22 protein-coding genes and 1 riboswitch are annotated in these 23,538 nt (G+C 43.4%); of the genes, 8 read left to right on the top strand and 14 right to left on the bottom strand.

Annotation, left to right across the window (positions count from 1 at the left end; translation table 11 throughout):
• Positions 1–15: 15 nt before the first annotated feature.
• From ovoA to B6K83_RS00495, 7 genes are all read right to left on the bottom strand, one after another.
• Entirely contained in the window at positions 16–2,121 is a 2,106-nt protein-coding gene (ovoA, locus tag B6K83_RS00525; protein ID WP_085282180.1) for a 5-histidylcysteine sulfoxide synthase, read from the bottom strand.
• The gene (locus B6K83_RS00520; RefSeq protein ID WP_085282178.1) at positions 2,118–3,224 is read right to left on the bottom strand and encodes a hypothetical protein; all 1,107 of its coding nucleotides are present in this window, start codon (positions 3,222–3,224) and stop codon (positions 2,118–2,120) included. The genes ovoA and B6K83_RS00520 overlap by 4 nt, the downstream gene beginning before the upstream one ends.
• Before the next feature lie 77 nt (positions 3,225–3,301).
• The gene (locus B6K83_RS00515) at positions 3,302–5,173 is read right to left on the bottom strand and encodes a tetratricopeptide repeat-containing diguanylate cyclase (protein WP_085282176.1); all 1,872 of its coding nucleotides are present in this window, start codon (positions 5,171–5,173) and stop codon (positions 3,302–3,304) included.
• A gap of 150 nt (positions 5,174–5,323) precedes the next feature.
• Positions 5,324–5,551, bottom strand: a complete 228-nt coding sequence (locus tag B6K83_RS00510) for a glutaredoxin family protein (protein WP_085282175.1) — start codon at positions 5,549–5,551, stop codon at positions 5,324–5,326.
• Positions 5,552–5,634: 83 nt separating this feature from the next.
• Entirely contained in the window at positions 5,635–6,246 is a 612-nt protein-coding gene (locus B6K83_RS00505; RefSeq protein ID WP_085282173.1) for a fumarylacetoacetate hydrolase family protein, read from the bottom strand.
• A 244-nt stretch (positions 6,247–6,490) separates the two neighbouring features.
• Positions 6,491–6,841, bottom strand: coding sequence for a hypothetical protein (locus tag B6K83_RS00500; protein WP_085282171.1), 351 nt, complete (start codon positions 6,839–6,841; stop codon positions 6,491–6,493).
• 101 nt (positions 6,842–6,942) lie between these two features.
• A complete protein-coding gene (locus tag B6K83_RS00495; RefSeq protein ID WP_085282168.1) occupies positions 6,943–7,239 on the bottom strand; it encodes an EF-hand domain-containing protein in 297 nt (98 codons plus the stop codon).
• 378 nt (positions 7,240–7,617) lie between these two features.
• On the opposite strand from B6K83_RS00495, the gene B6K83_RS00490 reads away from it, so the two are divergent.
• From B6K83_RS00490 to B6K83_RS00480, 3 genes are read left to right on the top strand one after another with little or no spacing between them, the layout of a single operon-like run.
• Positions 7,618–9,114, top strand: a complete 1,497-nt coding sequence (locus B6K83_RS00490; protein WP_085282167.1) for a HAMP domain-containing sensor histidine kinase — start codon at positions 7,618–7,620, stop codon at positions 9,112–9,114.
• A complete protein-coding gene (locus B6K83_RS00485) occupies positions 9,114–9,665 on the top strand; it encodes a hypothetical protein (RefSeq protein ID WP_085282165.1) in 552 nt (183 codons plus the stop codon). The genes B6K83_RS00490 and B6K83_RS00485 overlap by 1 nt, the downstream gene beginning before the upstream one ends.
• A gap of 39 nt (positions 9,666–9,704) precedes the next feature.
• Entirely contained in the window at positions 9,705–11,078 is a 1,374-nt protein-coding gene (locus B6K83_RS00480; RefSeq protein ID WP_085282163.1) for a sigma 54-interacting transcriptional regulator, read from the top strand.
• Between the two features lie 40 nt (positions 11,079–11,118).
• On the opposite strand, the gene B6K83_RS00475 is transcribed toward B6K83_RS00480, so the two are convergent.
• From B6K83_RS00475 to B6K83_RS00465, 3 genes are read right to left on the bottom strand one after another with little or no spacing between them, the layout of a single operon-like run.
• Positions 11,119–11,592 carry an FKBP-type peptidyl-prolyl cis-trans isomerase gene (locus tag B6K83_RS00475; RefSeq protein WP_085282161.1) on the bottom strand — a complete coding sequence of 158 codons (474 nt, stop codon included), beginning with the start codon at positions 11,590–11,592 and terminating at the stop codon, positions 11,119–11,121.
• Positions 11,593–11,618: 26 nt separating this feature from the next.
• Positions 11,619–12,353: a pseudouridine synthase gene (locus B6K83_RS00470; protein ID WP_085282159.1), complete on the bottom strand. Its 735-nt coding sequence runs from the start codon at positions 12,351–12,353 to the stop codon at positions 11,619–11,621.
• Positions 12,354–12,379: 26 nt separating this feature from the next.
• On the bottom strand, positions 12,380–13,273 hold the full coding sequence (locus B6K83_RS00465; protein WP_085282157.1) for a mechanosensitive ion channel family protein: 894 nt from the start codon (positions 13,271–13,273) through the stop codon (positions 12,380–12,382).
• A 589-nt stretch (positions 13,274–13,862) separates the two neighbouring features.
• Positions 13,863–13,961, top strand: a riboswitch (TPP riboswitch).
• 97 nt (positions 13,962–14,058) lie between these two features.
• Between B6K83_RS00465 and thiC the strand changes: the two genes are divergently transcribed.
• From thiC to thiE, 5 genes are read left to right on the top strand one after another with little or no spacing between them, the layout of a single operon-like run.
• Positions 14,059–16,026 carry a phosphomethylpyrimidine synthase ThiC gene (gene thiC / locus B6K83_RS00455; RefSeq protein WP_085282153.1) on the top strand — a complete coding sequence of 656 codons (1,968 nt, stop codon included), beginning with the start codon at positions 14,059–14,061 and terminating at the stop codon, positions 16,024–16,026.
• An 8-nt stretch (positions 16,027–16,034) separates the two neighbouring features.
• A complete protein-coding gene (locus tag B6K83_RS00450) occupies positions 16,035–17,192 on the top strand; it encodes an FAD-dependent oxidoreductase (RefSeq protein WP_085282151.1) in 1,158 nt (385 codons plus the stop codon).
• A gap of 46 nt (positions 17,193–17,238) precedes the next feature.
• Complete coding sequence (gene thiS, locus B6K83_RS00445; RefSeq protein ID WP_085282149.1) at positions 17,239–17,457, top strand: sulfur carrier protein ThiS; 219 nt, start codon at positions 17,239–17,241, stop codon at positions 17,455–17,457.
• Positions 17,458–17,460: 3 nt separating this feature from the next.
• Positions 17,461–18,267, top strand: coding sequence for a thiazole synthase (locus B6K83_RS00440; RefSeq protein WP_085282147.1), 807 nt, complete (start codon positions 17,461–17,463; stop codon positions 18,265–18,267).
• Entirely contained in the window at positions 18,264–19,823 is a 1,560-nt protein-coding gene (thiE, locus tag B6K83_RS00435; protein ID WP_085282145.1) for a thiamine phosphate synthase, read from the top strand. Before B6K83_RS00440 ends, thiE begins: the two co-directional genes overlap by 4 nt.
• 17 nt (positions 19,824–19,840) lie before the next feature.
• On the opposite strand, the gene B6K83_RS00430 is transcribed toward thiE, so the two are convergent.
• The 4 genes from B6K83_RS00430 to B6K83_RS00415 all read right to left on the bottom strand — a co-directional run bounded on the left by B6K83_RS00430 (position 19,841) and on the right by B6K83_RS00415 (position 23,359).
• On the bottom strand, positions 19,841–20,470 hold the full coding sequence (locus B6K83_RS00430; protein WP_085282143.1) for an N-acetylmuramoyl-L-alanine amidase: 630 nt from the start codon (positions 20,468–20,470) through the stop codon (positions 19,841–19,843).
• A gap of 97 nt (positions 20,471–20,567) precedes the next feature.
• On the bottom strand, positions 20,568–21,002 hold the full coding sequence (locus tag B6K83_RS00425) for a restriction endonuclease subunit S domain-containing protein (RefSeq protein WP_085282141.1): 435 nt from the start codon (positions 21,000–21,002) through the stop codon (positions 20,568–20,570).
• 34 nt (positions 21,003–21,036) lie between these two features.
• The gene (locus B6K83_RS00420; protein WP_085282139.1) at positions 21,037–22,074 is read right to left on the bottom strand and encodes a hypothetical protein; all 1,038 of its coding nucleotides are present in this window, start codon (positions 22,072–22,074) and stop codon (positions 21,037–21,039) included.
• Positions 22,075–22,087: 13 nt separating this feature from the next.
• Entirely contained in the window at positions 22,088–23,359 is a 1,272-nt protein-coding gene (locus B6K83_RS00415) for a hypothetical protein (RefSeq protein WP_085282137.1), read from the bottom strand.
• Between the last annotated feature and the right edge of the window lie 179 nt (positions 23,360–23,538).

The following is a 23,538-nucleotide window of genomic DNA, read 5'->3' as shown; positions in this document are numbered from 1 at the left end:
TATTGCCTGATATTGCTATTTCGCCCGCCACGCCGTTAAGTGACAGTGCGACAAACTAAAGTTTCGGCTTGAGCTTGCAAGCACTCTAGTGAGTTCTTGCTCGCTGAGCAAATCAAAGTTTGTTGCTAATTGTTCCGTTAAGGCATCAAAGCCACTTAAGTTTTCACCATTGACTTTCACGCCACCTAGCCATTTATCTTGCGCTGTTGTCGACAATTGGTAGTGATAATCTGATAAAACAAACAATATCCCGCCCGGGTTTAGCCGGCTGATCGCATGACACAATAACGCTTTTGGATCATAACTTTGCTCTAAAGCATGCTGAAGTAAAATAACATCATAATGCTGCAATTGTGCTTTCAGGTTGCCACCATCACCTTGACTAAAAGCAATACGCGCAGCATCTGCCTGCTTAACGGTGCTGGCCAAGCTAACTTCTTGGTATTGGCAGATCTCCCCTTCTATGGTTTGCGTATAACGCACAGGTAATCCGGATTGTAATTGTACGCCATGCTGAATGGTACGCGCTGAGAAATCGACCGCATCAATATGTTGAAAGTAAGGGCTTAACTCAAACGCGACTCGACCGACACTACAAGCTAAGTTTAGCATTCGCTGTTGCGCTGTTTTTTCTTTTGCCAGCACTTGTAACACTTGCTCGGCAATTTGTTGACCATAATTCTGATAATTGAGCAGTGGCGGGCCAAAATAGCAGTCGAGTTGTTGGCAAATATCAACGCTGGTTTCAAAGCGGTTAATCGGCACTTGTGACTTGCTTGGCTGCGTATTGACCACATAGCGAAAGCCAGCATGTTGAAAGAAGTGACGCCGAAACGCATATCGCGACGAGGCCAAAGTTTCATTACCTGTTGAAATCCATGATCCGCCCTTAATTAAATTATGTTTGCCGTCAAAGGTGGGCGTTGAAAAGTCATCGTATAAAGGGTGAACACGAAAGCCGGGAAACCCGTCAATCGCCGTCGATGTCCATTGCCAAACATTACCAACAATATCAAAAAAATCACCATGACGGTGTTGGTTTATCGGACATGACGACGCATATTGTTGCAAGTTGATGTTTGCACTAAGCTGTTGACCTTGCTGCGCAGTGGTTAACGTATTGCGCAAACTATACCACTGCGCCTCTGTGGGTAAGCTGATATAACCCTGGGTATCTTGTTGACGCCATTGGCAAAAGGCATTGGCTTCAAGGTAGTTTACTTCCACTGGCCAATCTAAAGGTAACGCAATTTCGTTAACTAAATTGCGTTGGTAATATTGCCCTTGTTGCAAACGCCAAAATCGCGGCATAGTCGCTTGCGTATATTGCAGCCAGGCTTGACCTTCTGGGCACCAATACTCAGGCTTTTGATAACCGCCCCCTTCAACAAACGCTAAGAATTCTTGGTTAGACACTAAGTATTTTGCCGCGCTAAATGCTTCAAGCTTTATCGTTTGTTGACCATATTCATTATCCCAACCAAAAGTGGTATCAGTATCTGCTTTCCCTAAGGTGACCGCTTGTGCCGCAACGGTAATTAATTCATTGACCGGAGCACCAGAGCTTGCTGAGCAGGTTTGCCATGCCTGTTGTGTATTGATGCAATCAAGTGGCAACATACGCATCAACACAGATGAAGTTTCTAAGTGAATGCGCTCGTGCTCACAACCCATTAATATTACCCAAGCTAATGAATCTTGCTCGATAGGTAAACTTAACTCCATAGTCTCAATTAAGTTGATGAGCAACTTGTAGACCTGCGCTCGATACGATCGCACCGTTTCGACACTGGGCCAGTCATAATGCTCACTATTGAGATCATCCCAGCTCATTTCATCAACCCCAACCGCGCAAATTGCCTCTAACTCCCGGTTGACTCTTTGGTGAATATATTTGCCTAAAATTAATTTATTGATATAAAAACTAGCGGTATGGCCATAATAGAAAATCAGTGGGTGGCGTAATGGCTCAGGACGTAAAAAATATGCCTCATCGTTACTGAGCAAAGCGAATACGGACTCATAGGTCGACCAGGTATTTTTAAAGTAAGCGATTAATTCATGGCGCTTATCTTTTATGGAGTTGCCGGTGAGGCTTGGTGTCTCGAGTTGCTTAATCATATAGTTACCAGCGGCTGTTGAAATTGCTGTAAATAGCTTTGTTTTATCTGTTGCCCTAGCGTTAAGTGTGTAGCAATTTCATCGCTTGGCAAGTGAGACTGTGGCAACACCCTGTCTATCGTGCGCTCAAACCAATCGCTTTGCGCAAAAAGGCTAATAGCGCCAAGCGCACTGGCTTGGTCATAGAGCGAATTAGGCAATTGGCCGTAGCTATTGCTCTGCTCTTGCTCAGCCACGATAGTACCATCGAGTGTATCAATCACATTTAACAAGGTATAAATTACATTTAAATAGGGGTTATAAGCAACACTTGACGCGCCTAATCTATGCTCAATACGTGCCGTTTTATGCCAATTCTCAGCACTAGCAATGACATTATCTTTGGTATCATAGAGCAATGGCGTTTCACCCATTTTTTGATTGTGTTTACCAATATCCCGATATAACGCTATGCTGCCTTGATGTCCGCCTGAAATATCAATCGGTGAGCACAGCTCAGCGACTAAGCCATATTTAAACTTTAACGCTAATCGTTCAAACGCTTCTTCTTCTGGTAAGTAAATTAAACTCGAGACCCGACTGGTTTGTAATAAGTTTTCTTGTAAATGTTCAGCAAAGCCCGCTGCAATCATTAAGCTTTTGCCAGTTAAGTCTTGAACACTCACATTAATTTGCACCGCGTTAGGAATATGTACGGCAGCGGTATCTAGGCTGAAGATATTGCGACAGCCTGTGGCTAAGCGGCCAGTATCACCAGCCCACACCACTGGCTTTATTAAGGTTTTTGTCACCCCTTGTTTAGCAAACAATTTTGGTAATACTTGCATGGCGCGGCTAAGATTATAAGCTTCTTGTAATGGTGACTGGCCCTGAAAAAGCGACACATATTCCCACTGATTACTCCAATATTCGGCAACTACTTCACCGGCAATGTTAAGTTGACGCAAGGTGTCATTGATTGCTTGATAATCAACTTTTATCTGGTTGGGCTTTTGATAACAGCCTTCTAATTCAAAGTGGATCAGTGCTTTGAAACCCCGCTGCTGTAGGTGATCCTCTAACCCAGTGATGATAGTTACCGCTTGCTTATTTAAACTTTTCATAGTTGATAAAAGCTATTTGTTACCTTAGTCACTCATCACGGCATTGACCAGCACTAGTTAAGCAAAGTTAAGCGCTACTATGCTGGACTATTAAAGACATTGATTTGATTTTTACCTAAGCCTTTCGCTTGGTACAAGGCCTGATCAGCATTAATGTATAATTGATTAATATCGTGACACTGGCTAGATAGCGCCGCAATGCCTATGCTCACCGTGATCGGCTCATGAGCCCATTTAACCAGTGTCGACTGATTAATCAGTGTTAAAAAGCGCTCGGCAATTTGTTCTGCGGCGCCGATCTCAGTTCGCGGTAAAACACATAAAAATTCTTCGCCACCAATGCGTCCAAAAATATCCTCTTGTCGAAACACCTCGCGACCTACGTCTGCAACTTTTCGGATCACCTCATCACCAACAGGATGGCCATGTCTATCGTTTATTTTCTTAAAGTCATCAATATCAATTAAGATAATGGATAATTGCATTTTATCTGCATTGCCATGGGCAACGGCATCGTTTAAATAATCAAAAATATAACGGCGATTATACAAACCCGATAACGGATCCTTTATCGTTAGCAGCTGCATTTTTCGATTGCTACGATATTGGGCTACTATCACTAGCAGCACAATTAAGGCAATAACGGCGACAAAGACATTAAAGTTAGCATGTTGCGCATTTATCGTTTGCATTCTTTCTTGCTGTAGCTGAGCAATTTTTTCGCTTTTTCTTTGTAAATCTTCGGAAACGGTTTTGCGCTCACCCTCTTGGTTAGCCCTAACTTCAAGCAACCGTTGCGTAGAGTTTTTGATCAAAAGCTGTATATATTGCTCATTATACTGCTTGAGCAATTCATAGGCGCTTTCATGTTGTCCATGAGCATGCGCTAATTCTGCTTTAATTTTTAATAGTTCAATTTGCCATGTGGTACCGCGTAATTCTGGCATTTCGGCAAAAATAGCGTCCGCCGACGCAAGTGCTTGCTCAGCAGCCGCTAACTGACTAAAGCTAATAAGGCAGCTTGCTTGACGTTTATAGAGTTCTGCGTTGTAATCTTTAACGCCTTTTAATGCTAATGCTTGCTTGATCACAGATAACGCTTGCTCGCAGTCACCTTTCTCGGCCAAGGTCATACCAAGCCCGTAGGCAGAAAAAAAGCTAATATTAGAGTTAGGAGTGTAACCGATTTGTTGCTGGTATTTTTTAAAGTATTTAATCGCGATATCGTACTTTTTCCAGTACCGATAAGTCGACGCTAAGCCGTAGAGTGCTTCTGCAATATGGGCTGGATACTGCAGGTTTTGATAGCCATCTAGGGCCCGTTGATAATACGCTATGGACTGTTCAAAGTCGTCTAAGTAACCATAAATCGCACCATAGGTTTCATTAATGGTGGCAATTAAATACTGGTCTTGTAAGGCAAAGGCTTCAATGTAAGCTGCTTGCATATCAAGCAAAGAACTCGTATAGACTTCGGTCAAGGTTTGCGTGTAAGCTAACTCTTGCTTAGCAAAAATATATAAACTACTTAACTTGGCGTTGTTCGCTAATTTTAGCGCCTCTGTAAAGGTTACGATCGCATCACTAAATTGACCATTACGCCGCTCAATAAGGCCTTGAAAAAATAACAAACGTGTTTGAATTTCTGGCGGCGTATTACCGTTAATTAGGCTATTGGCTTGTTTAACGGTTTGGTTAAACTCATCGTAAAAATAAATCAGGTTTTCAGCTTGGGCTTTGCGTACTAACCACCATAAATAAGTCAGCTCATCGTACGACTCTGCTGTTGATTGTAAACCCAGTAATTTTTGATAAGTCCGCCAAGGTTGCAAGTTAATTTCGTGCTCCATATCACTGAAATTAACCGCACCTTTCGCAACAGCTGCGACAGGGAAATTTAACAAGAGTATGAATAAAGTTGCATAACAAGCTTGCAAAGCTTTCGTCATAAGGCGTCCGTGTTGAGTTTTAGAAAGTCTTTAATAATAACGCTAGCACAAAAGACGCAAATAAACGACTAAAAATCATACATATCAAAATTTGCCACACTTAACTTCTCGGTAACTTGGGTAAGTAAAAGTGGCGTGAGCAATCAATCGCTAATCACCATAAAGTCGATTAAAACTTTTCACATTAAAGCCATGAAGTATATGCTCGCCTATTTTCAAAACCGGTACCGCTCGTGCTCGCAACTTAGCAAATTCTTTTTGCCCGGCAGGGGTTTTAACATTACATAAACGAAATGGAATTTTTTGCGCTTCTAGGTACCGCTTAGCGGTCTGACAATGAGAACAATTATTAGAGCTATACAGAATAACGCGCTTCATATTGAATAAATTAGACTATTGATTTGCGGGCATTATCGCACAAGAGAGCGAAAATAAATAACGCAAACGTCAATACCTCAACCTTAAATCGCTTGCCACTGTTGACTGACTATCACAGTATCAGCCGATAGAACATGCGCTTGAAAAATATCACCCGCAACAACCTCTCCCACTCCTGCCGGCGTGCCTGTCATGACAATATCACCATCATTTAACTCGGTAAATGACTGTATTTCCGCCAATATCTTAGTGGGTGAATATAACATCATATCGACAGAGCCTGACTGACGGCATTCGCCATTAATATTCAAACTTAATGCGAGTGGTTGTTGGTAATTTGCCAGCGGTACAAAGTCACTAAAAAGCGCAGAGCCAGTAAAGGCCTTTGCGCGCTCCCAAGGTAGGCCTTTCGCTTTCAATTTTGACTGTAAACCTCGTTTCGTCAGATCCAAGCCGACAGCGACATAATGAAACCCGCCTTGTTGCACCATAAAGCATAGCTCTGCTTCATAGTGCAGGGGTTCTTGGTGGCAAGACTGCAACTGTTGGCTAATTGCGGCATTAGGCTTCATAAACAACACCATATCTTCAGCAACTTCATTACCAAGTTCTTTAATATGATCAACGTAATTTCGACCAACACATATTATTTTGGACGGGAAAATGGTGTTATCACCCACCTGAACTGACTTCATGCTCAATACCTTTTATCACAATAACGCAGTATCTTATAGCGAAACAGCCCACTCTTGCTAGTAAAGGTTTTAGCATCAATGATAAACCCGTTGTAGCGCCAAGACGCCAAACTATACCAAGTGAGACACTTTACACAGGGTAATTTAAGGTCTTAATCATCATCGGACCTGATCAGAAGTTGCTCTACTCACGCATGACTTGAGCAGAGCAGCTTAGGCATTACAACCGCGGCGCTAAATTAACTTAGGCTTTTACCAGCTTAAGCTCAGGGGCTAAAGGTTCAATCGGGGCGACTTTTACGGTATGAGATACGCGACGCTGTTTTTTAAATCGGTCAAAATTAAAGCTTTTTAGCTCTAATTGCTGGGTTAGTTTTACAAATGCTTGGTAATCTTCCCGATTAAAATCCTCACCTTCCTTGGTTAACAAGCCATCAATATAAGCACTGTCGCCGTTAAGTGTGATATTCGCCGTAGCCGAATAAGGTTGACCAAATTCATTGACGCGAATGGCGCGCACTGATTTAACCTCAAAAATCCATTGATCTATTTTCACACAACGAGACAAAGCTTCAGGAAAGGACGTTTTATTCATGGGACCCCTTTTAACATCAAGAAAAAAAGTCGACTGATGGCTGGGAAATATGGCGTACAGTCGACAAAAAGAGCGCTATCAACGCAAAACTTTGCTTCTGACTACAAAGACATTTTTAAGCTTGCAAGGTATTGACTATATTCTTGGGCGCTAATTTCTTTATCGCCATCCACATCAATCTTTGCAAATAACTTGCTTAACTCTTCATTGGCGGCTAATTCGCTAACGCTCAACGTTTGGTTATCATCACTATTGTAGTCAGTTAATAACTGTGAGAAAGAAGAAACTGGTGCAGTTACAAGCGCTTTATTAATATCATTATCTGCAAATACCAAGTTAGAAGCGAATGATAGGGCAATGACGGTAATCGATAATTTTGTTAGGCTTAAGTTGTTCATCGTTGAATCCTTCTAATAAATTAATAGCACATAAAAAATATGCCGATGGGCAAGTGCCATCTACACCTGACAAATAGCACATACCATACCAAACCTGTAAGGCACTGATTTAAAACAATTAATAAAAATAAAAACCGAAATCAACTCACTAAACTGTCGCCAATTAGCAACAACATCTGAGGTGGTTTATTTATTATCGACAGCATGAACGTTAGCAAGATAAATAATTAACATAAAAACAATGCCTTACATAAATACAGCACAATAAGAACGCTTGTCTCATATTTGAGACAGTATTGTTTTTTTGCGGTTTTTGGCTAACACTAGTGACCACCTTGAGCGGACATACGAGCGACGAGTCACCCTGTGAGAAAGCTAATGGCGACAGTAATTGCCCCACAAAACCATAACTTTTCAATAAAAAACCTATCCATAAAATCCTTGACCTTATTAGGTTTTGGTTTAGTGGCATTTCCTTTGGTTATCGCGCTAATCTTTGGTGCCTCACAAGTCAATGCCCTAGCAAATAGCAGCGCCGGCGCCATTACAGATATCGCTAAAATATTCGATTTACAACAATTACTGAAAAGCCATCAATTGCGAATGGAGCGTAGCGCCGCTCAATATTTAGTGCTGCGAGACCCTGCACTTGCACAAAGTTATCAACAACAAAGCCAACACATCGTTCAATTAACAGCACAATTAACAGCCACAAGCCAAGATGCAAAATTGCAGCAATTGGTGACGCACTATAGTGAAACCGTTGCTGACTTAGTCGATAACATAATGCCAACGGCAGCGGCAAAACCCGTCACTGACAGTCAAATCCTTAAGCCATTGCAATTAAAATTTCATGCCTTAAGTACCATTTACGAACAAATAACTCAGCGCAGTAATGAGCTCAACAGCCTGCACATCAGTAACATTCGACAAGCCGCACAAGGCCTGCGTGATATTATGATGCAAAGCTTGATCATCATCCCTATTAGCTTATTAATTGCCGGTATTTTTATCGTATTGATCACTAGCCCACTGAAAGTATTAACCGGTAGCATTTTTCGATTGCACCAAGGTGACTTTGCCAATGAGATCAAAGTAAGTGGCTCTCCGGAAATTCAAGAAATAGCCCATGCGCTAGAAAGTATGCGTATGCGCTTACAAGCACTTGAACTGCAAAAGTCGAGCTTTATTCGCCATATATCACATGAACTAAAAACGCCTCTGGCCGCTATTCGTGAAGGCACAGAGCTATTATACGATAACAGTGTTGGTGAGCTAAATGCAGAGCAACACGAAATATCTCAGATTATCAAAAGCAGTGTTTATCGTTTGCAAAAACACATTGAAGATTTGCTTGATTTTAACATTGTCCTCGATTCAACAAGCTTACAAGATTCTGCCGCCATCGAAATCAAGCAACTATTTCAGCAAGTACTCACCGATAGAAAACTAGATATTAAACGTAAAAAGCTTACCATCAACAATACGCTAGAACCGGTTGCTGTGGTCAGCAACCATAAGCAAGTGGCGGTGGTTATTGATAATATTTTATCAAACGCCATAAAGTACTCACCCAATGAAGGCATAATCACGGTAACATCACGCTTAGTAAATGAACAAGTCATGCTGTTTATTAGCGATCAAGGCATGGGCATTGCGCCGGATAATCAAGAGAAGATATTTGATGCCTTTTATCAAGGCCCGCCACCTGAGCAAAGCCCAATCAAAGGCAGTGGCTTAGGCTTAACCATAGTAAAAGAGCTTTTATTACGTCTTAATGGTGAAATTGAAATACTCTCGGCGAAGAATCATCAACAAGGCACCACTGTTAAAATTACCTTGCCACGCGCGTATCAACTTGAGGGACAAACCTGATGATTTATTTACTGCATGCAAGATGGCTATTACTGACAACAGCGTTGCTGTTTTTGTCTGGTTGTCAACTCACCTTGCCCAGTGAAAGTAAACCAAGTTACGGCGAGTATTACCTTACCTTGCAACAACTTAGTAGCCAACAGCTTGCCGATGAAGTCGCAAAACAACAGGCGGCTATAGCACTTGATAAAGCGCCCAATACCGCCCTATATTACCAAGGCCAACTCAAATTACTTTTGCTTTACAGCTTACCTAGGTCACCCGTGTATAATAGCTTTAGTGCAAAAACTTGGTTAAATAACTTACAAAACTCAAGTGATAATGGTGCCTTTGCGGACATTAGTCCAAGTGATCAAGCGTTTTTCAGTTTGCTACGCGATCAGCTTAACCAGCGCATATTAATGCGAAACCGTTTGCTGGCAGAACAACAAAAACAACAACAAGCCGCGCTCAATCAGCAGCAGCAACTCATCGAACAAGTAACTTTATTACAACAAATCATTAAACAACTGCAAAATATCGAACAAGCAATTGATAAACGCATACCCTAAGCCGCGATAAATACCGAGAGATAACTTGCGAGATAAACCATGAGCAAAATAACACCAAGCCCGACGTTAACTGACAGTAAAATTCTCATCGTTGATGACGACCCTAGCCTATTGCGCTTACTCGGTATTCGCCTATCTGCCGCCGGTTATCAAGTCGAATCAGCAAAAAATGCCAAAATGGCGCTGGGTCGTTTAGAGAGTTTTCATCCGCAATTAGTGATCAGCGACCTTAAAATGGAAGGCATGGATGGCATGGCGTTATTTGAACAAATTCGGGCTAAACACCCGCATATTCCTGTCATCATTATGACCGCCCATGGCACCATTCCCGACGCCATAAATGCCACTAAACAAGGGGTTTTTAGTTTTCTGACCAAACCTTTTGAAAGCAAAGAGTTGCTTGCAATCGTCGAGCAAGCAATTCGATTACAGCCAGCAGAATTAAAGCATGATCAAGCAGACAATCAGTGGCGGGAAAAAATTATTAGCCGCAGCACCATAATGGAGTCGCTGTTACAGCAAAGTAAACAAGTAGCAAAAAGTGACTTTAGCCTACTCATTCATAGCCAAAGTGGTACCGGCAAAGAGCTACTTGCCAAAGCGATACATTTAGCCAGTCCGCGCCATAACGAAAAGTTTACCGCGATTAATTGCGCAGCAATTCCTGAGCAACTACTTGAGTCTGAGCTCTTTGGTCACACGAAAGGCGCGTTTACTGGGGCAGAAAAAAACCATAGCGGCTTATTCCAAGCCACCGATGGCGGCACGCTCTTTTTAGATGAAATTGGCGATATGCCCATGAGTTTTCAGGTCAAACTATTGCGCGCATTACAAGAACGTGAAATACGCCCCGTTGGCAGTACACAATCGATTAAAGTCGATGTTAGGATCATCTCCGCCACGCACAAAAACTTGCAGCAAGCCATTATCGACAAAACTTTTCGAGAAGATCTATATTATCGTCTCAATGTGGTGGAGTTAGTACTGCCACCTTTGTCAGAGCGCAGAGAAGACATTCCATTGCTGGCACAGCACTTTTTAAATCAATCGGCCAAGCAATCACACATCAATATTTCTGGCTTTTCACAAGAAGCAATGGAAATTTTGATCAGTGCTGATTGGCCCGGCAATATTCGACAATTACAAAATGTTGTTGAGCAAACCGTGGCCTTATCCACAGAGCCCTTAATTAGCGAAATGTTAGTAAAAAGCGCACTGCGCGATAAAGCCACTATCTTGCCCTCATTTGCACAAGCCAGAGACAAGTTTGAGCGTGACTACCTAGCCAAATTACTAAAAATAACCGCCGGTAACGTCTCGCAAGCGGCTAAAATTGCCCAACGCAATCGCACCGAGTTTTACAAATTATTAAATCGCCACCACCTTTCAGCAGAGGCATTTAGAGAAGAGTAAGCACTTACGTTTTATAGTAAGTTGCTAATGAGTCGCGACACTATTCAATCGCCAGCAGTTCAACATCAAAAATTAATAACGATCCGGGCGGGATTTTACCAGCACGACTATTACCATACGCCAAACTAGCGGGGATAAATAGCCGAGTTTTCTCACCCACCACCATTAACTGTAGCCCCTCAGTCCAGCCCTTAATCACCTGCTTTAGGGCAAAACTAATAGGCTCGTTGCGGGCTACTGAACTGTCAAACACTGTGCCATCGACCAAGGTGCCATGATAGTGCACAGTAACTTTTGAGTTAGTACTGGGATGAATATCACCTTGGCCAGGCGTTAACACTTGATACTGTAGGCCTGAATCGGTTTCAACAACACCCTCAACTTGTTTATTGGCGTGCAAAAACTCACTGGCTTTAATAGCGTTAACTTTTGCCGCTTCGCGATTAGCATTATTGCGCACAAAGTAGCTAACCACTAGTCCGATAACGAGCAGTAGTATGATAATTTTAGTCATTTTTGTTCCTATTGAGGTGATACCTGTTAATCAATCACTGTGCGTTTTTTATGACCGAAAATCGCCGTCACTTCTGCCGCACTTAGCTGTCTACTTTGCCCGAGCGCTAGCGCGCTATCAAGTGGTAAATGACCAATAGCAAAACGATGCAAGCCAATAACTTGGTTTCGAAACCGACCAAACATACGTTTTATTTGATGATAACGCCCTTCTATCAACTCAACTTCTGCTTGATAGTCAGTCACTATGGTCAGTTTTGCCGGCTTAGTGGTGAGGTCTTCAAAGGCAAAATACATGCCGTTAGCAAACGCTGAGATATACGCTTGGTGCAACTTATTCTCTAAGGTTACTAAGTAACGTTTTGCAACTTTTTGCTCAGGCAAGGTTAAGCGCTCTGACCAGCGACTATCATTGGTCAATAGCACTAATCCTGAACTATTAAGATCCAGCCGACCAACAATATGCAGTTGATTTTTAAACGGATAATCAAGTAAGTCAAGTACGGTTTTATGTTGGCTGTCACGCGTTGCGCTAACCACGCCAACCGGCTTATTTAGCATAATATAATAAGCCGCGTTCGCTTGCAGTACTTGCCCGTCCAGCATGATCTTACTGAAGGTATCGATGATGGTATCGGCATCTTGTGCAACAATGCCGTCTACCTGCACTCTGTTTTGCGCCAACATCAAGCGCACCTGCTTGCGATTAACTTGGCAAGCTTTTGCTAAAAACCGATCTAGTCGCTGAGTATTTAACGCCATAACAGTAACTGCACCATAATTACTGCTTACGCCGAATCTTTAATAAGATGCACATCGCGTTGCGGAAACGGAATTTTAATATTGGCATTTTCTAAGGTTAAATAAATCGCTTTATAGGCTTTATATTTCGAGGTATACAGATTTTCAGTCGGAGTCCACAGTCGAATACCGATATTAATCGCACTATCAGCAAATGCTTCAATACCAATTTGCGGCTCACGGGCTTTACTGACAATATCTAACTTAGCGATGGCATCTTCTAGCATTTCAACTACCGCTAACGGGTTTTCACTATAATCAATACCAACACTGAGCTCTAGCAAAGAGTCATGTCTAGAATTATGTAGCACTTCACCGACGATATGTTTATTGGGTATGGTAATTTCAACATTGTCTTCATCCGTTAATATGGTATAAGCCAATAAAACTTCTTTGACTAAGCCTGTTACCCCTTGCACGGTAATGGTATCGCCAACCACAAAGGGTCGAATAATAATGATATTAAAACCTGCCGCATAGTTTGATAACAAACCTTGCAACGCTAAACCCGCTCCCAAGGAAATTGCACCAATGGCCGCAATAAACGGCGTCACACTGATACCCAGCTTGCCTAAGGCAATGATAGTGATCATCACTACAATCAGCATTTTACTGGTGTTGGCTAAAAAGCGACTTAAGGTTACATCAAGCTTATGACGCTCACACAGTTTTAATACAAAGTTGGCAATTTTACCGGCAAAAATATAACCAATAATAAAAATGATAAAAGCGCCAATTAATTGAAAACTATAGTTGGTGAAAAACTCGACAATAATATTATAGATTCGATTTACTTGATCAATTTCATCCTTTAATAAGCTTGCTGGATCTAACGTCTTCACTACCTGCTCTGTACTGTTTTCACTGGTCGATTCAGCCATAAATTCATTCCCTATTATCATTATCTAAATTGCGTTGGCTGACTATCTTACGACAAATTTTGCCAAAACAAGTACTCAAATATGTCATTTTTTATCTTTTTTGGACGGTAAATTCAGCCACACCTTTGCGCCAAAAGCATATGGCTACCACACAGGCAACAAGTGCAACCATGGCATCAAACTCATCAATTTACCCCGCAGAATTAGTCTCAAGCACAGTGATAGGGGTCAATAGTTTTTGTAGCAATTTATTCGAGCTTGCATAGTAAATAACCGCACTCCACAAATTGTTGGTTTAAGTGAAGAAGCGCCATAATAACGCCGGTTGCGACAAAAAATAACCTAAAAGCACCACTGAAAATACACGGGGATAACAGCATAACCAAACAAGCCTTTAAAGATTAACGGCCAACGCCAAAGCGCGAAATTTTCGAGTGTGATAACCGGTGCTAATGACCTTTTTGGCGGTGAGCTAGTTTAACGCCCTGATTACCTATTATTGACTCCGTGCGCGGCTAAATAAAAAAACTATTGCCTAACAAACAGTTATCAAGCTAGAATCATCTCGCGTTTAACTAGCGTTAAACCTATAGACTTGTCGGAGTGCCAAAGGGCTGAGATCGCGAAAGCGGGATCCGTAGAACCTGATTAGATTAACATCTGCGAAGGGAACAAGTGAGTACTGGTAATGGCCATAATTGCTATGGTGCTATTGTCAGCGCTCCTCGTTACTACCCCAAAAAGCTCCGCCTAATTTTTATTTTATAAAACACAGGTGAGAGAACATGAGTTCCATTTCAAGACGTGAACGTCGAAAACAAGCCAGCGACTTTTTACAACGCACGGCTGAGCTATCATTTCCAAATTCAAAAAAAATTTACCTCGCGGGAAAGATTCACGATATCCAAGTTGGTATGCGAGAAATAACCCTGTCTGACACCTTAATTGGTGGCGATAAAAACCAGCCACAATATGAAAAAAATCCGCCATTATGTGTTTACGACACCTCGGGTTTTTACACTGATCAAAAGGTTAACATTGATGTGCACAAAGGCTTACCTCGCTTGCGTGAAGGCTGGATTGATGCCCGCGCCGATGTTGAGTGTTTAGCGCGTAGCTCTTCACACTATAGCCAGCAACGCTTAGCAGATGAAGGCCTAGACCATATTCGCTTTGAACACTTGCCTAAGATACGCAAAGCAAAAGCCGGCAAAAACGTCAGCCAAATGCACTATGCTCGCCAAGGCATTATCACCCCTGAAATGGAATATATCGCCATTCGTGAGAACCTAAAACGTCAAGAGGTTAAAAACGAGGTGTTATTGCAACAACATCAAGGCCAAGCATTGGGTGCTAATATTCCTGAGCAAATTACCGCCGAATTTGTTCGCGATGAAGTCGCGCGGGGACGAGCTATTATTCCTGCAAATATAAATCACCCTGAGCTTGAGCCGATGATCATTGGTCGCAATTTTTTGATCAAAGTAAACGCTAATATCGGTAATTCAGCGTTAACCTCGTCCATTGAAGAAGAAGTCGAAAAACTGGTTTGGGCAACCAAATGGGGCGCCGATACCGTGATGGACCTTTCAACTGGCCGTTACATACATGAAACCCGCGAGTGGATTATTCGCAACTCGCCAGTGCCCATTGGCACAGTTCCTATTTATCAGGCCTTAGAAAAAGTCAACGGCATTGCAGAAGATCTAAGCTGGGAAATATTTCGCGATACCCTTATTGAGCAGGCAGAACAAGGGGTAGACTATTTTACCATTCATGCTGGTGTGTTACTGCGCTATGTCCCTATGACCGCAAAACGGGTTACAGGCATAGTTTCACGCGGTGGCTCTATCATGGCAAAGTGGTGTTTAGCCCATCATAAAGAAAACTTTTTATATAGCCATTTTGAAGACATTTGTGAAATTTTAAAAGCGTATGATGTGTCATTTTCACTGGGCGATGGTTTACGTCCTGGCTCAATAGCCGATGCCAATGATGAAGCGCAGTTTGCCGAATTGCGCACTTTGGGTGAATTAACCCAGATTGCCTGGCAGCATGATGTGCAAACCATGATTGAGGGCCCAGGTCATGTTCCGCTGCATATGATTGAAAAAAACATGACCGAGCAACTCAAGCATTGCGGTGAAGCACCTTTTTATACCTTAGGGCCATTAACCACAGATATTGCCCCCAGCTATGATCACATTACCTCAGGCATAGGCGCGGCGAATATTGGTTGGTATGGCTGTGCCATGCTTTGCTATGTAACCCCGAAAGAGCATCTGGGCTTACCCAATAAAGACGATGTTAAAGCCGGTTTGATCACCTATAAAATTGCCGCTCATGCGGGTGATTTAGCCAAAGGACACCCAGGTGCACAAATTCGTGATAATGCAATGTCAAAAGCGCGGTTTGAGTTTCGTTGGTACGATCAATTTAATATCGGTTTAGATCCTGACACAGCGCGCGCGTATCACGATGAAACCCTGCCGCAAGAGTCTGGCAAAGTTGCGCATTTTTGCTCTATGTGTGGCCCTAAGTTTTGCTCGATGAAAATATCTCAACAAGTGCGCGATTACGCCTCTGACTTAAGCCAACAAGCAGATAACGAGCACAGTATTGATATTAAGCTAGTTGATGAAACCCTGAGCATTTCAGTTCAAGGCATGGCAGAAAAAGCCGCTGAGTTTAAAGCTAACGGGAGCGAGCTTTATCAAGCAAGCCATACAGCATATAGCACAACCAAGGATTAATCGGGATCATGCCAACTATTGCAATTATTGGCGCTGGTCTGATCGGTCGTTTGCTGGCCTTGTCGTTAAATCGACAAGGCTATCAGGTTACGCTATTTGATAAAGACCAAAAAAATGGTCAACAAAGTGCTGCCTATGCGGCTGCAGGCTTGCTGACGCCATTAGGTGAGGCGATGCACAGCCCTGCCAATATAGTAGCGATGGGTTTTGCCGCGCTGCCACTGTGGCCAAAATTGCTTAATACCTTAACAAGCTATAGCTTTTTTCAACAAACCGGCGCCATAGTCGTCAGCCATGCGCAAGATATTAACGATTATCATCGGCTCAGTCGCTATTTAGCCAAGCATTACCCACAACATCAGCAACAGCAGATAAATAGAGCGCAGCTAGCAACACTCGAGCCCGAACTAGCACAGCGTTTTGCCCAAGCATTGTACTTGCCAGATGAAGGGCAAATTGGTAACCGTAAATTGCTGACGGCGTTGCAACAACAACTAAAACTCGAAGCCGTTAAGTGGCTAAGTGAAACCAAAGTAACTGCGATCAAAACCACTCGCTTGCAAAGCGGTTGTGATATTCAGGTGCAAAGTAAAGGGCAAGGTCATGGTCAACAATGGCAATCTTTTGACTTAGCCATAGATTGTCGGGGCATTGGCGCGAAAGCAACAGCCACATTGGCCGACAAAAATAATGCGCCATTGAGTGGTTTACGCGCCGTACGCGGTGAGTTGTTTCAACTGTTTGCGCCAACAGTGAATATTTCAAGACCCATCAGATTAATGCACCCACGCTACCAACTGTATATTGCCCCCAAAGGCAAAAGTCATTATGTGGTGGGGGCCACTGAAATTGAAAGTGACGACACAGCGCCGATGACAGTGCGCTCGGCGATGGAGCTCCTCAGCGCCGCTTACAGCGTGCACCCCGGTTTTGCCGAAGCCCATATTCGCCAACACCTGAGCCAACTTAGGCCAGCTTTTGCGGATAATCAGCCGAAGGTTATCACCCGTGGCGCATTGCTACAGGTGAATGGTTTGTATCGACACGGCTTTTTAATTGCCCCTATTGTGCTCTCACAAGTGCTTGCCCATGTTGACAACTTGCTAATGCAACAACAAAAGCCATGGCATGAATATCAATACGCTAATTGGTTACCCGTTACTTAACCAGCTTTGCACTTAACACACCGGCGTTAATAACATTGAGAAACTTATGAAAATTTATATAAATGGTGAAACCACAACATTACCCAAAACCTCAACCAAGATGAGTATCCAGCAAGTCTTAGCCATTGTTTTAGCCGATAACGAGCAAACACAAAGCTTTGCCTTAGCACTAAATGGTGAGTTTGTCGGTCGCGACCACTACCACGCAACACAGGTAAGTAACCATGATCGCATCGACTTACTGTTTCCGATAGTGGGAGGTTAAGCCGTGCCATTGCATATTTATGGTCAAACATTATCAAGTCGCTTGCTAATAGGCTCAGCCTTGTACCCGTCACCTGAAATAATGCAGCAAGCCATTATTGCCAGTGGCGCACAAGTCGTTACTTTATCATTGAAGCGGCAAAATCCACTTGCGCGCTCAGGCGATAAAATTTGGCGTTATATTCAAGAAAGTGTCAGCGAAAACCAAGGCTTTTTGCTGCCCAATACCGCTGGCTGTAAATCGGCTAGCGAAGCCATAAGCTTAGCCAAAATGAGCAGAGAATTGTTTCAAACTGACTGGATAAAGCTTGAAGTCATCGGCGATGACTACAACCTACAACCCGATCCTGTCGCACTGTTAACTGCCACAGAACAATTGCTTGACGAGGGCTTTAAAGTATTACCCTATTGCACTGACGACTTAGTGGTTTGCCAACGGCTCTATCAGCTAGGCTGCGAAGTGATCATGCCTTGGGCGTCGCCTATTGGCACCGGCAAAGGCTTAATGAACCGCTATAACCTAGCCTGTATTCGCCAACGTTTGCCTCATGCAACCCTGATACTTGATGCCGGCATTGGCAAGCCTTCCGATGCCTGTATTGCCATGGAAATGGGGTTTGATGCTGTGTTGCTAAATAGCGCCATAGCCTTGGCGGATAATCCAGTGTTAATGGCTAAAGCCTTTGCCAAAGCCATCGCTGCCGGTGAATCTGCTTATCTTGCCGGTACTATGACAGAGCGTCAAACCGCGCAAGCAAGCACGCCAACCTTAGATAGCCCGTTTTGGCACCAAGAAGAGCATAAATCATGACAAGCCATATTGCCGCTACTGGCACTGTTGTAAAAAATAAAGCCATTATTTGGACGATATCTGGCGCAGATTGCTCAGGTGGTGCTGGCATCGCTGCCGATATCAAAACGGGTCATAATCTCAAGGTCGAAGTTTGTCACCTCATTACCGCCAATACAGTGCAAAACTCACATCAACTATTAGCGATCAATGCCGTAGATGTGGACATTTTAGCCGCACAAGCAAAGGCACTGACTCTTGATAAACCGCCAGCCGTAATAAAAATTGGTTTAATTGCTAATCAGCAACAATTAACGTGGCTGGTGGCATGGCTGGGCAACATTAAACAGCAATTTAGCTCGGTCATTGTGGTTTACGACCCCGTGCTACAAGCCAGTGTCGGTGGCCGACTGTCAAAATTAATCTCCACTGAGCTACAGCCGTTATTGCCGCTTATTGATGTTATTACGCCTAACCTTATCGAAGCAACACAATTATCCGCGATGGTCAACAGCCCGACAACCGCTGACGTGCTTACTTTGGCAAACCGCATACTCAGTTTAGGCGTGAAAGCGGTGATCATAAAAGGTGGTCATCAGCAGCAAGCGGCAAACCAGGTTGTTGATTGTAGCGATACCTGCTTACAGTCGTTAACTAGTAGCCAGCGGCAAGTGTATACGTTACGCGCCGATAAAATTGCCACAAATGCCAGTCATGGCGGTGGCTGTAGTTTTGCCACGGCGCTAGCAAGCTTTTTAGCCCACGGCTATTTATTGCGTGATGCCTTTACCCTAAGCAAAGCTTTTATTCACCAAGGCTTAGCACTCAGCCATGAAACTGAGTGTGGCACTAACGACTATCGCGCTTTTGAGCAAGGCCCTTGGCCTACGCAGCCAAGCGACTTTCCAAGCGTATTTAGCCCTTTAATTGCGCGCCATAAAAAGTTACCGCCGTTTCCTTGTTTAGGGCTTAAGCCCAGTGAAAAACTTGGACTTTATCCTGTTGTAGACTCTTTGGCTTGGCTAAAACGCTTACTGCCACTAAATATAAAGATCATTCAGCTGCGTATTAAAGACAAGCAAGGGCAAGCGTTAGCCAACACCATAGCACAAGCCATAGCCTTAGCGCGTTCTTATCAGTGTCGGCTATTTATTAATGATCACTGGCAACTCGCCATGAAATATGGCGGCTATGGGGTTCATCTTGGCCAAGAAGATCTTGCTAATGCAAACTTAATGGCCATAGCGCGTGCCGGATTACGCTTGGGCATCAGTAGTCATGGCTGCTACGAATTGTTATTAGCTAAGCAACTACAACCGTCTTACCTTGCAATTGGAGCCATATTTGCAACAAAAACTAAAGATATGACTGGGCAAATTCAAGGATTAGCCAACCTAAAACAACTGCTAGCACTGGCAGAATCTGTGCCCGTTGTGGCAATTGGTGGTATTAACACCGAGCAACGTCTTCAACAGGTATGGCAAACAGGGGTCAACAGCATTGCGCTAGTATCTGCTATCACCAAAGCGGCGCAGCCACTTGAGGTGGCAAAAAAGTGGCAAGCACAACTAGTTTAAGCACTTACGATCCTTGGCTATTGGCTAAGGCTAATAACTTCCGGGTGGTGAATAAACTCGTCTAGCTCATCTTGCGCATTGGGGTAATGGCTGCGATGTTGCTGTAACACTGCAACCGCCTGCTTTATTGCCTCACGCAGCTCTGGGCTAGGCTGCTCATTGGCATCACTTAACGCTGCTGTTGCTGGTAACTGCTCGCGAATGAAATCCATATCGACTTTACTGCCTGGGCATGATTTGCTGGTGCGATAACGACTTGAAATAACGCCGCGCTCTGCCAGTTGATTTAACTCGCGATGACCAATAACTTTTTCAACCGGTATGGCGAACTCGGTCATTAAACGCCGTATTAAGCGATATAGGCTCTGATATTGTGCTGGGGTAAAGTCATTGATATCGCCATGACCAATACAACAAATACCTAATGAACGACTGTTTAAGCCCAACGCATGGGCACCTGCTTTATTAGTGGGCCGTCCACTTTCGACACTGCCATCGGCTTTGCTGCTATGCTGATCGTTTACAATCACAAAATGATAGCCAATGCCGGACCAATTTCTAGCTTTATGCCAAGCATCTATCATGTCGCGATCACAATCTTTTCCGTTAAAGGCGGCGGTGTGCACAACAATATATTCTGGGTACATAAAGATTCTCCTTCCATAAAAGCCAGCCAAGTATTGGCTCGCCTTTGCTCACTTAAACGGCTTGCGGCTCAGCTTGAGTAACTTGTGCATATTGAGCTCAAAATATCGGTAAGCCTGTTGTCACGATTTGCTTAACACTGCCGGCGATAAACTTACCCACCGATGCGCCAAACCCCGTCGCTTGCTGATGTATGCCATCAAGCTCTGTTTTTAATTGCTTATTGGCTTGTTTAAGTTTATTTACTTGTTCGGCCAGTGCTGGCGCTTTAATTTCAAGCTCAGCAATAATCTCATTAATATTGTCCACTTGTTGGCTGGCTGCTTGCCCTTGTTTAATGATTTGCGCTGTGTGTTGTTGAAATTGCTCGCTGTGATCTGTGTTTTCAACTTCTTTTACTAACTCAGTGAGATGGCTGCGAAACTCTTCAATATAAAGATTAATCTTCTGCTCGAGTGCTTGCTTGGTTGTCTGGGCTGACTTTTTAAACTCTTCACTGACATAGGCATTAAACAGTTCTTCATTCGCTTTCATGGCTGTTATCCTTGTTTATGGTCATCGCACGCTGCTATTGCGCGATGGCTTTAAGTACTGACATAACCGATTGCTGTACCAGTTGCTCAGCGCCAACAAACAGTTGCTCTTTAGTTTGGTTTACGGCCTGTTGTGCCGCTTGTAGGCTGGCGGCAAATGCTTGCTTGCTTTCTTGTGTGATACTGCTCAGTAAACCTTCCCCTAGCTCGCCAATTTCACGGCTACTGGGTATCGCCACATCTTTACCAAGCACTTGTGTGATAGCCCCCTGACCTAGCCCTTGTAGCGCACTTGCCAGTACGCCTTTTTCTGACAATATATTGTTGGTATGCAAATACATCATGGTATTACTATAGGCTAATTCGTTTTCATGTAACCATGCCGATAAGGCAGCAAAGTGCGCTTGGCTATGACTTACGCTTAACACTGGCATGGTCGTTATCGCTTGCATTTTGCTGTCAGCTAATGCCGTTAACTTAGCTTCTTGGCTATCTTGTACTTGCGTTATTTTTGCTAGCGCTTGGGTTTTTGCGCTTTCTAGTTGCGCTACACATTTCGTACTATGCTCATCACTGATGCTATTAGTGTCATTTAATTCGGCAAAATATTGGGCGGCCGCTTGCGCGGCTTGTAAGGCAAGAGTTTTATCATTGGGGAACTTTTTGCTTTCTGCAAGCCAGGTTTTAGCATCTTGCTCAGCGGCGCTAACTAAGGTGGTTAAATGCTGTACTTGCGCCGCTATTTGCGTAAGACAGCCTTGTTTCGCTTTGGCAAACTGGCGATTAATGTCGCCATACACCACAATGACACTTGCCCTTAACCTTGCCAAGGCGTGAAAATAATGTTGCTGTACTTGCGCTGTCATCAAGATTTTGTTTTCATTTAAGCGGCGATTAAGCAAGGTGGTTATGGCTTTATCTTTAGCACTTAATTGCACTAGCACTTGCGCCGCTTGTTTATTACTAGCGTTGAGCTGAGTGATCACTTGGCTCATTTCATTATTGGCGACACACGCACTTAACAACAAAACCAGCAACAATGATAATAGCGGCGCTTGCATACTTTTTTTCATCGTCTTAGCTCCGTTATTGCGCGCTGTCTAAACGCGCTTTTTTAATTACTTGGTTGCGAATATTGCTCACGGTCAATTCAGTGTTAACCAACGCATGCATATTGGTTTCCAAATGGCTTATCGAGGTGTTAGCTAACGGTGTATAACTTGCTGCAGGAGTTAATGCTGCCATGGTTAACTTGCGCTGCTTTTTCGCTTTAATCGAGTCCAATAACTTATTAAAAAACTGTCGTATTCGTAAGGTGATTGACTCTGACATAAAACCAAGAAAAAACGCCGCCACCAAAAATGCCGGCAAGTTATTCAGGTTACTAATATCAAAACTGGCAATGCCAGAAGAGATCATGGCCAGAAAAATAACACTAATAAACGGCGCGATCGCTAAACGCGGAAACAGCATTAAGTAAACTGGCGCGCTATAGGCTAAGTCATGCGCTTCTTTGCGCTGTTTGGTTAAGCGAATCAACCAAACGATGTTGTTGATCAACACCCCAAACCAAGTCCAAAATATTAATTGCACAATCCAAGGCAAGCGATTTAGCCATTCAAACGACATATAAGCCTCCATCGAATTAATATAGCTTTCAACTTGCGCCAAATAATGTTGTTCCGCCTGATATTGTAATTTAACTAGCGCCAACATAGTGTGCCAAGCCTCTACGCCAGAGGTTTGATTAGCAAAGCTTTTAGCGCTTAAAGGCGGTACAGTTTGCTGCGCTATTGCCTGTGCTAAGCTGGGGTAAAATGTGTCGGCTGGGTAAATTTGCTGCGCGGTATCTAGGCTATTACTGTCAACAATGAGTTTCATGGCAGCGGCGACTTCTGGTAAAAAGGTTTTGCCCAAACGCTGCGTTAATACTTGATGGCTAGCCTTGGCAGCCACCACCCGTCCTTGTAATAACGACTTTTTTAAGGCTGAGAACTTGGTTGTTAAATTGGCGCGTGTGCGTTGAATTTCTTCAACCGGAATCACCTTCTGTAGCTCATATTCTAGCAAGCTAATATTTAAGCTTTGGCGATCAACGGCAATACCTTGTTGAAAGATACTTAGCTCAGGCTCACAACCATTGTGCCCACACGGCGCTGCTTGCCCGCTATAACTGGCAATTAAGTAAATAAACGTCACTGTGAGCAACAGCGCCAAAGAACAAAATAGCGCGGCAATCGGTGTGGCGAACCTGCGGATATACCAAGGTGATTTACTGGCGAGATAACAACGTGCTAAGCGATTTAATTGCCAAGCAGCGTCATGTTCATCCGCCATTGGTGTTTGCTTATCATCCATGTGCAATAAGCCCTCTTTACGTTGTAACACCTAAACTTTAGTCTATTTTTTCGACAACACAAATGAACCACCGGTAGTTAAACTGTTGTCAAATTGGCGAAATAGCGCTGATTTTATGCCCTTAACCTCAGCAACAATGGCAAAAATTTCCCGAAGCTAGAGCCCGCAAGCTTTGGCTT

It is taken from the genome of Colwellia chukchiensis (genome assembly GCF_002104455.1).
GTDB lineage: Bacteria > Pseudomonadota > Gammaproteobacteria > Enterobacterales > Alteromonadaceae > Cognaticolwellia > Cognaticolwellia chukchiensis.
Note: the sequence above shows the minus strand (reverse complement) of the source record. Positions and strands in the feature narration are given on the sequence as shown.

What these genes read in the sequence shown, in the direction of transcription:
- B6K83_RS00420 (WP_085282139.1), bottom strand. Translation starts at nt 22,074, where the DNA reads ATGAAAAAAAGTATGCAAGCGCCGCTATTATCATTGTTGCTGGTTTTG.
- B6K83_RS00470 (WP_085282159.1), bottom strand. Translation starts at nt 12,353, where the DNA reads ATGGCGTTAAATACTCAGCGACTAGATCGGTTTTTAGCAAAAGCTTGC.
- B6K83_RS00520 (WP_085282178.1), bottom strand. Translation starts at nt 3,224, where the DNA reads ATGAAAAGTTTAAATAAGCAAGCGGTAACTATCATCACTGGGTTAGAG.
- B6K83_RS00430 (WP_085282143.1), bottom strand. Translation starts at nt 20,470, where the DNA reads ATGTACCCAGAATATATTGTTGTGCACACCGCCGCCTTTAACGGAAAA.
- B6K83_RS00465 (WP_085282157.1), bottom strand. Translation starts at nt 13,273, where the DNA reads ATGGCTGAATCGACCAGTGAAAACAGTACAGAGCAGGTAGTGAAGACG.
- B6K83_RS00505 (WP_085282173.1), bottom strand. Translation starts at nt 6,246, where the DNA reads ATGAAGTCAGTTCAGGTGGGTGATAACACCATTTTCCCGTCCAAAATA.
- B6K83_RS00510 (WP_085282175.1), bottom strand. Translation starts at nt 5,551, where the DNA reads ATGAAGCGCGTTATTCTGTATAGCTCTAATAATTGTTCTCATTGTCAG.
- thiC (WP_085282153.1), top strand. Translation starts at nt 14,059, where the DNA reads ATGAGTTCCATTTCAAGACGTGAACGTCGAAAACAAGCCAGCGACTTT.
- B6K83_RS00515 (WP_085282176.1), bottom strand. Translation starts at nt 5,173, where the DNA reads ATGACGAAAGCTTTGCAAGCTTGTTATGCAACTTTATTCATACTCTTG.
- B6K83_RS00495 (WP_085282168.1), bottom strand. Translation starts at nt 7,239, where the DNA reads ATGAACAACTTAAGCCTAACAAAATTATCGATTACCGTCATTGCCCTA.
- thiE (WP_085282145.1), top strand. Translation starts at nt 18,264, where the DNA reads ATGACAAGCCATATTGCCGCTACTGGCACTGTTGTAAAAAATAAAGCC.
- B6K83_RS00425 (WP_085282141.1), bottom strand. Translation starts at nt 21,002, where the DNA reads ATGAAAGCGAATGAAGAACTGTTTAATGCCTATGTCAGTGAAGAGTTT.
- B6K83_RS00490 (WP_085282167.1), top strand. Translation starts at nt 7,618, where the DNA reads ATGGCGACAGTAATTGCCCCACAAAACCATAACTTTTCAATAAAAAAC.
- B6K83_RS00450 (WP_085282151.1), top strand. Translation starts at nt 16,035, where the DNA reads ATGCCAACTATTGCAATTATTGGCGCTGGTCTGATCGGTCGTTTGCTG.
- B6K83_RS00485 (WP_085282165.1), top strand. Translation starts at nt 9,114, where the DNA reads ATGATTTATTTACTGCATGCAAGATGGCTATTACTGACAACAGCGTTG.
- thiS (WP_085282149.1), top strand. Translation starts at nt 17,239, where the DNA reads ATGAAAATTTATATAAATGGTGAAACCACAACATTACCCAAAACCTCA.
- B6K83_RS00475 (WP_085282161.1), bottom strand. Translation starts at nt 11,592, where the DNA reads ATGACTAAAATTATCATACTACTGCTCGTTATCGGACTAGTGGTTAGC.
- B6K83_RS00500 (WP_085282171.1), bottom strand. Translation starts at nt 6,841, where the DNA reads ATGAATAAAACGTCCTTTCCTGAAGCTTTGTCTCGTTGTGTGAAAATA.
- B6K83_RS00415 (WP_085282137.1), bottom strand. Translation starts at nt 23,359, where the DNA reads ATGGATGATAAGCAAACACCAATGGCGGATGAACATGACGCTGCTTGG.
- B6K83_RS00480 (WP_085282163.1), top strand. Translation starts at nt 9,705, where the DNA reads ATGAGCAAAATAACACCAAGCCCGACGTTAACTGACAGTAAAATTCTC.
- ovoA (WP_085282180.1), bottom strand. Translation starts at nt 2,121, where the DNA reads ATGATTAAGCAACTCGAGACACCAAGCCTCACCGGCAACTCCATAAAA.